The following is a 6,688-nucleotide window of genomic DNA, read 5'->3' on the forward strand; positions in this document are numbered from 1 at the left end:
CAGGACGGGGGGCGGTTCGGCGGGGCGCTCGCCGCGGGCGCGCAGGGCGAGCAGTTCGGGGGCCAGGAGTGTGGCCTCGCGGCGGCCGGCGGACAGCAGCCCCTGCGCGCGCAGCCTGCCCAGAGTGCGGCTCACCGTCACCCGGGTGACGCCCAGCCGTTCGGCCAGCGCCTGATGGGTGGGCAGCGGTACGCGCCCGCCGTCCCCCGCCGCCTCCAGCAGCCACAGCGCCAGCCGGGCCTCGGTGGACAGTGTCGACCGGCAGGTGAACTCCGCCCGCCCGGCGCGCACCTGGGCGGCGAGCGTCCGCAGCACGTGCCGCCGCGCCTGCGGCACGTCGTCGGTCAGCGCCAGCACGTACGCGCGCGGTACGAAGCGCACCGCGCAGTCCGACAGCGCGGTGAGAGTGGCGCTGTGGCCGCTGCCGTCGAACACCGCGGTCTTGTCCAGCGCGCAGGGTCCGGCCCACTCGCCGAAGCGCACCATCCGCCCCGCGCCGGTGTCCTGGCCGGCCGCCACACTGCCGCGCAGCAGCACCAGCAGATGTGTGGCGGGCTCGCCCGCGCGCCGCAGCACCGCTCCCGCCGGTGCGCTGCGGCCCACCGACACGTCCCACAGGGTGCGCAGCCGCTCGTCCGGAACGGCGGCCAGCAGGGGGACCCGGCGCAGCTCACGCCACGCGGCCGCTCCGGCCGCCCCGGCGGAAGCCGCCGTATCCGCTGATGTATCGGCTGATACAGACCCGGCCATGTCCTGAGCCTAACGTCGCGGCCATGCAGATACTCGAACTCGCCTTCAGCCGCACCCCGGAGCGGCTCGCCGCCCGCGCCGCGCACCGCGAGATCCTCGCCCGGCTGCACGCCGAGGGGCGGCTGCTGGCCGCCGGGCCCTGGGACGACGACTCCGGAGCGCTGCTCGTCTTCCCCGGCGACCGCGCGGAGCTCGACCGCCTGCTGGCCGCCGACCCCTACTACCGCACCCCTGGCGTGGAGGTCGTGCGCGTGTGCACCTGGCGGCCGGTGGTGGGCCCGGCCGGGGACCCGGGGTGACGGGCTGTTCGGCTGCACCATGTGGCAGCGGCGGCGCGTGCGGCGGTCGCGCGGCGTGCCGCCGTCCGGGCGACACGGTGAACACCGTGCTACTGGCCGAAGCCGTCGTCCTGCCCGTGCGCGTTCCCGTCGGCGTCCGGGGCCGACAGGGCGGCCTCCAGCTCTCTGCGCAGCCGCTTCGCGTCGTAGCGGTGCACGCCGGGGCCGAGGATCCGGTCGGCCGCCTCCGGTGACGTCTCGCCGACCTCGGCGACCAGCACCGTGCTGCCCGGCGGCACCTCGTCCGTCAGCTCCTCCAGGGCCGCGTTGGCGGTGGCCGCGCGCCGGGCGTCCTGGCTGCCGCCCAGCAGCCCGCCGGCGCCGAAGCCGATGAGGGCGCCGACCGGGCCGCCCAGCAGCCCGACCAGCGCGCCGACCAGCCCGCCCACCGCGAACCCGGGAGCGGTGCCGGTGTGGTCCACGTCCGCCGGGACCTCGACGTCGCCGTCCGCGTCCCGCGCGATCACCCGGGCCTCGCGCAGCTTGAGCTCGTGCCGGTCGTGGGCGGTGCCGAGGTCGGCGAGGGCCTGCGCGGCCGCGTCGCGGCCCCGGCGGGTGAAGTCGCACAGGAGGATGTTTTCCGTCATACGCCCACCTTGCGGGCTGTCGGCGCACCGGGCATCTTCCCCGCGCCGCGTACGGGTGCTGCGCGCGCGTAACGTGGGTCAGGATGAGCGCATGAGCATCGCCTTTCTCTTCCCCGGGCAGGGCGCGCAGCGCCCCGGCATGCTGCACCGGCTGCCGGACACCGCGGCCTCCGCGACCGTGCTCGCCGAAGCCGAGTGGGGGCACCCGGGCGGCATCGCGGAGCTGGACACCGCAGAGGCGCTGGAGAACTCCCAGGTCGCACGGGACGTCGCACTCCTCACGGCCGGCGTCGCGGGCGCACGGGCGCTGATGGAGGACGAGGCCGTGCGGCCCTCCTGCGTCGCCGGACACGGGCTGGGAGGGTACGCCGCGGCCGTCGCCTCCGGGGTGCTCACCTTCGAGGAGGCCCTGCGCGCCGTACGGCTCCGCGCCGAGCTCCTGGAGCGCGCCGAGGAGCCGCCGCCGGACCTCGCCATCCGGCTCGCCCAGCACCTGGCCACCGTCAAGCGCCGCCCGCAGGCCCTGCCGTACGTCAGCGGCACCCTCGGGCGCTGTCTGCGGGCCGACACCAACGCCGTCTTCGACGACCTCGCGGGCTCCGTCGCGCTGCCCGTCCTGTGGGAGCAGGTGGTGGCGGTCCTGCGCGCCGAGGGGACCGCGCTCTGCGTGGAGCTGCCGCCCGGCCGCACGCTGACCGCGCTCCTCACGGAGGGCTCCGCCGCGGTGCGGGCCGTCTCCGTGGAGGAGCAGGGGCTGGCGGAGGCGGCCGAGGCGGCGCGCGCCGCCGGGTGACGGGGCGGGTGCCGGTCACGGGTGGGTGCCGGTCACGGGATGGTGCCGGTCACAGCCGTTTGGTGAAGCAGCGGCTCTCCTGGTGGTGCCGGTAGTAGCCGAACTTCTCGGCGGCGGGCTCGTAGCCGGAGGAGGTGTAGAGGGCTATCGCCTCCGGCTGCTCTATGCCGGTCTCCAGCACCATGCGGACGCGGCCCGCCTGGCGGGCGTCCTCCTCCAGCAGGGCGAGTATGCGGCGGGCCAGTCCCTGCCCCCGCGCCTGACGCACCACGAACATCCGCTTGATCTCGGCGTCGCCGTCCGCGTAGTTCTCCTCGCCGCCGTCCATCGAGCGCCAGCCGCCCGTGGCCACCGGGCGGGACTGTGCGTCGTACGCCATCAGATACAGGCCGCGCGGCGAGGCGAACATCCTCGGGTCCAGGGGCGTGGCGTCCCCCTCGGGGTCGCCGTAGCGGACGGCGTACTCCTCCAGCACGATCTCGTTGAGCTTCAGCGCGTCGGGATGGTCGAAGGGCACGGGCACGATCTGCATGCTGCGCATCGTATGAGGGCTTCCTGGCCCCATCCCGGGCCCGCCGTGTGAGGTCGGGCACAGCGGGCCCTGTGGCAGGGTTGCCTGCGGAGCGAGTAGAGCAAATGGAGCAAGCTGTGACCAAGGTGACGACCGTCAATGTCAACGGGCTGCGGGCCGCCGCCAAGAAGGGCTACGTGGAGTGGCTGGCGGCCGGCGACGCGGACGTGGTCTGCCTCCAGGAGGTCCGCGCCGAGCCGCACCAGCTCCCCGACGCGGTCCGCGAGCCGGACGGCCGGTACGCCGTATGGGCCCCGTCCGAGGCCAAGGGCCGCGCCGGTGTGGCGCTCCTCACCCGGGCCGAGCCGGAGCGGGTGCGGGTGGGGTTCGGCGCGGCCGAGTTCGCGGAGTCGGGGCGGTACGTGGAGGCCGACCTGCCGGGCGGGCTGACCGTCGCCAGCCTCTATCTGCCCTCCGGGGAGGTCGGCACGGAGCGGCAGGACGAGAAGGAGCGCTTCATGGCCGCCTTCCTGCCGTATCTGCGCGAGCTGCGCGAGAAGGCGGCGGCGGACGGCCGCGAGGTGGCCGTGTGCGGCGACTGGAACATCGCGCACACCGAGGCCGACCTGAAGAACTGGCGCGCCAACCGGAAGAACGCGGGCTTCCTCCCGGAGGAGCGCGACTGGCTCTCCCGGGTCTTCGACCCGGCGGACGGGGGCTACGCGGACGTGGTGCGCGCCCTGCACCCGGATGTCGGAGGGCCGTACTCGTGGTGGTCCTACCGGGGCCGCGCCTTCGACAACGACACCGGCTGGCGGATCGACCTGGTGTGCACAACCGAGGGTCTCGCGCGCCGCGCGGTGAAGGCCGAGGTGGAGCGGGCCGCCAGCCACGCCGAACGCTGGAGCGACCACGCCCCGGTCTCGGTGACGTTCGGCGTCTGAGTCCGCCGACCGCGCATCGTGCTTGTCGACGGCCCCGCGGTCCTGGGCTGGGCCGGGGCGAGCCGCCGGGCGCGCCGGGACGGCCACTGGGGCGATCGCCGGGGCGAGCCGCCGGGGCGATCGCCGGGGCGATCGTCGTGACGGCCGCACGCGGTCTTGCGGCGTGCGCGGGGGCGGCGGCACTGTGAGGCTCGCGGGCGGGGCACGGAGGCCCTGCCCGGTGGGGAGGTGGCTCATGGCTCCGCTCGTACTGCCGCACGTCCGGGTCGGCGAGGGCCCGCACCGTGTGATCGCCGTGCACGGCTGGTTTGCCGACCGCGGGGCGTACGCGGGCGTACTGGACGCGCTGGACCGTACCGCGTTCAGCTACGTGTTCCCGGATCTGCGCGGCTATGGAGAGCTGCGCGACACCGCGGGGGAGTTCACCACCAGCGAGGCGGCGGCCGATCTGCTCGCGCTCGCCGACTCGCTCGGCTGGGAGCGGTTCTCGCTGGTCGGCCACTCCATGGGCGGCAAGGTGATCCAGCGGGTGCTGACCGTGGCGCCCGAGCGGGTGCGCCGGATGGTGGGCATCGCGCCGGTGCCCGCCGGGGCGCTCCAGTTCAACGAGGAGACGCGCGATCTCTTCGCGCACGCCGACGAGCGGCCGGACAACCGCAGGGCGATCATCGACATCACCACCGGGAACCGCCTTCCGGCCGCCTGGCTGGACGGGATGGTGCGCGAGTCCGCCCGGTGCAGCGCCCCGAAGGCGTTCCGCGCCTGGTTCGGCTCCTGGGCCGACGAGGACTTCCATGACCAGGTGGAGGGCGCGGAGCTGCCCGTGCGGGTGGTGGTCGGCGCGCACGACCCGGAGCTGAACGCCGAGGCCATGCGCGCGACCTGGCTGGCGTGGTATCCGCGCGCCGAACTCGTCGAGCTGCCGTGCGCGGGGCACTATCCCGCCGACGAGACCCCACTCGAACTCGTCCGCGCGATGGAGGACTTCCTGCGTGCGGACGAGTGAGGACCCGGGCACGGGTGCGGACCCGGGCGGGCACGGTGCCGTCCCCGGCGTCCCCGGCGTCCCTGGTGTGCCCGGCGTCCCCGACGTCTTCGATCCCCGGATCTACGCTGCCGGACTGCCGCACGCCGCGTTCCGCACGCTGCGCGACGCGCACCCGGTCGCCTGGCAGCGCGAGTACGAGGTGCTCGGCTGGCCGCCCGGACCCGGCTTCTGGGCGGTGACCCGGCACGCGGACGTGCTGCGGGTGCTGCGCTCGCCGGACGCCTTCTCCTCGTACACGGGCGCGACCCAGATCCGCGACCCCGACCCGGAGGACCTGCCGTTCATCCGGCGGATGATGCTCAACCAGGACCCGCCCGCGCACAACCGGCTGCGCACGCTCGTCAGCCGCGCGTTCACCCCGCGCCGGGTGGAGCGGTTCGAGGCGGACGTACGGGCGCGGGCGCGGCGGTTGCTCACGGCGGCCCGCGAGGAGGGGCGGCAGCGCGGCCGTGTCGACATCGTCGAGGCCGTCACGGACGACTACGCGCTGCTCAACCTCGCCGACCTGCTCGGTGTCCCGGCGGGCGACCGCGGCCTGCTGCTGCGCTGGACCGAGCGGATCATCGGCTACCAGGACCCCGAACAGGCCGTCACCGTCCCGGGGCCCGACGGCCGCCCCGCCAACCCCCGCTCGCCCGCGATGCTCGGCGAGATGTTCGACTACGCGCGCTCCCTGGCCGCGCACAAGCGCGAGCGGCCCGCCGACGACGTGCTGACCGCGCTCGCGCACGAACTGACCGGTGCCGAGCTGGAGATGTTCTTCTTCCTGCTGACGGTCGCGGGCAACGACACGGTGCGCAGCGCGGCGCCGGGCGGCCTGCTCGCCCTGGCCGACCATCCGGACCTCCAGCGCGAACTGTGCGAACGGGTGGAGCACGGCGACACGGAGCGGGTGCGGCGCGCCGTGGAGGAGCTGCTGCGCTGGCACACCCCGGTGCTCACCTTCCGCCGTACTGCCGTGCGGGACGTGGAGCTGGCGGGACGGCCGATCCGCGCGGGCGACAAGGTCGTCGTCTTCCACGCCTCCGCGAACTTCGACGAGCGCGTCTTCCGCGAGCCGCACACGCTGGACCTCACCCGCGACCCCCAGCCCCATCTCGCCTTCGGCGAGGGCCCGCACGTCTGTCTGGGCGCCCACTTCGCGCGGCTGCAGCTGCGGGTGCTGTACGAGGAGGCGGCGCGGGTGCTGCCGCCGTACACGCGCGTGACGGGCCCGGACGGCGCGGTGCGGCGCCTGGTCTCCAACTTCATCCACGGCGTGAAGGCGCTGCCGCTGTGCTGGTGAGCACAGCGGAGGGCTCCCGGGCGGGTGCTTCCCGGGAGCCCCGGAGCCCGCTCAACGGCGGGCCGTCAACCGGCCCTCACTGCCAGGACCAGCCAAGGAGCCCCGCGAGCATCCGGATCCCCTCCTCTCACCGGTTGCGATGGCGTACGCGACCTGAGGCGCGGCGGCCGCGCTCTCCCTGGTACCGGGAGAGCCATGTCACGCGCACGTGTACGGCTAGGGATCACATGTGCGGAAATGATGGGTGTCAGGCGCGGGGCGTACGCCGCGCGGAGGGGGGCAGGTGCGGGGGCAGCAGGACGGCGGGCGCAACGAGGTGTCCGGAGACGTGCGGGGACCGGCCGTGCAGAGCGGCGTGGTCCACGGGAACGTCTACGTACGCACGGGGCCCGCGGACCCCCCGCACGCCCCGGAGGCCCCCGTCCCCTGGCG

8 protein-coding genes are annotated in these 6,688 nt (G+C 75.0%); 5 read left to right on the forward strand and 3 right to left on the reverse strand.

The features are described 5' to 3' along the window. Positions 1 to 750: Crp/Fnr family transcriptional regulator (locus tag G5C65_RS28485; RefSeq protein ID WP_165301904.1), on the reverse strand; the 750-nt coding region annotated here is incomplete at its 3' end. A 23-nt stretch (positions 751 to 773) separates the two neighbouring features. Between G5C65_RS28485 and G5C65_RS28490 the strand changes: the two genes are divergently transcribed. After that, positions 774 to 1,049 carry a YciI family protein gene (locus G5C65_RS28490; protein ID WP_165301906.1) on the forward strand — a complete coding sequence of 92 codons (276 nt, stop codon included), beginning with the start codon at positions 774 to 776 and terminating at the stop codon, positions 1,047 to 1,049. An 89-nt stretch (positions 1,050 to 1,138) separates the two neighbouring features. Here the strand turns inward: G5C65_RS28490 and G5C65_RS28495 are convergent, their stop codons facing one another. Next, positions 1,139 to 1,675: a DUF1269 domain-containing protein gene (locus tag G5C65_RS28495; RefSeq protein ID WP_165301908.1), complete on the reverse strand. Its 537-nt coding sequence runs from the start codon at positions 1,673 to 1,675 to the stop codon at positions 1,139 to 1,141. Positions 1,676 to 1,766: 91 nt separating this feature from the next. Between G5C65_RS28495 and G5C65_RS28500 the strand changes: the two genes are divergently transcribed. After that, entirely contained in the window at positions 1,767 to 2,468 is a 702-nt protein-coding gene (locus G5C65_RS28500) for an ACP S-malonyltransferase (RefSeq protein WP_165301910.1), read from the forward strand. Between the two features lie 49 nt (positions 2,469 to 2,517). On the opposite strand, the gene G5C65_RS28505 is transcribed toward G5C65_RS28500, so the two are convergent. Then, a complete protein-coding gene (locus G5C65_RS28505) occupies positions 2,518 to 3,000 on the reverse strand; it encodes a GNAT family N-acetyltransferase (protein WP_165301911.1) in 483 nt (160 codons plus the stop codon). Between the two features lie 116 nt (positions 3,001 to 3,116). Between G5C65_RS28505 and G5C65_RS28510 the strand changes: the two genes are divergently transcribed. The 3 genes from G5C65_RS28510 to G5C65_RS28520 all read left to right on the forward strand — a co-directional run bounded on the left by G5C65_RS28510 (position 3,117) and on the right by G5C65_RS28520 (position 6,256). Next, the gene (locus tag G5C65_RS28510) at positions 3,117 to 3,923 is read left to right on the forward strand and encodes an exodeoxyribonuclease III (protein ID WP_165301913.1); all 807 of its coding nucleotides are present in this window, start codon (positions 3,117 to 3,119) and stop codon (positions 3,921 to 3,923) included. A gap of 235 nt (positions 3,924 to 4,158) precedes the next feature. Next, positions 4,159 to 4,929 (forward strand): alpha/beta fold hydrolase, encoded by a 771-nt coding sequence (locus G5C65_RS28515; RefSeq protein ID WP_165301915.1) that lies wholly within the window; start codon positions 4,159 to 4,161, stop codon positions 4,927 to 4,929. A 67-nt stretch (positions 4,930 to 4,996) separates the two neighbouring features. Further along, entirely contained in the window at positions 4,997 to 6,256 is a 1,260-nt protein-coding gene (locus G5C65_RS28520; RefSeq protein WP_165301916.1) for a cytochrome P450, read from the forward strand. Positions 6,257 to 6,688: the final 432 nt, after the last annotated feature.

Source organism: Streptomyces boncukensis (genome assembly GCF_011045075.1).
Lineage (GTDB): Bacteria > Actinomycetota > Actinomycetes > Streptomycetales > Streptomycetaceae > Streptomyces > Streptomyces boncukensis.

What these genes read in the sequence shown, in the direction of transcription:
- G5C65_RS28500 (WP_165301910.1), top strand. Translation starts at nt 1,767, where the DNA reads ATGAGCATCGCCTTTCTCTTCCCCGGGCAGGGCGCGCAGCGCCCCGGC.
- G5C65_RS28495 (WP_165301908.1), bottom strand. Translation starts at nt 1,675, where the DNA reads ATGACGGAAAACATCCTCCTGTGCGACTTCACCCGCCGGGGCCGCGAC.
- G5C65_RS28505 (WP_165301911.1), bottom strand. Translation starts at nt 3,000, where the DNA reads ATGCAGATCGTGCCCGTGCCCTTCGACCATCCCGACGCGCTGAAGCTC.
- G5C65_RS28515 (WP_165301915.1), top strand. Translation starts at nt 4,159, where the DNA reads ATGGCTCCGCTCGTACTGCCGCACGTCCGGGTCGGCGAGGGCCCGCAC.
- G5C65_RS28490 (WP_165301906.1), top strand. Translation starts at nt 774, where the DNA reads ATGCAGATACTCGAACTCGCCTTCAGCCGCACCCCGGAGCGGCTCGCC.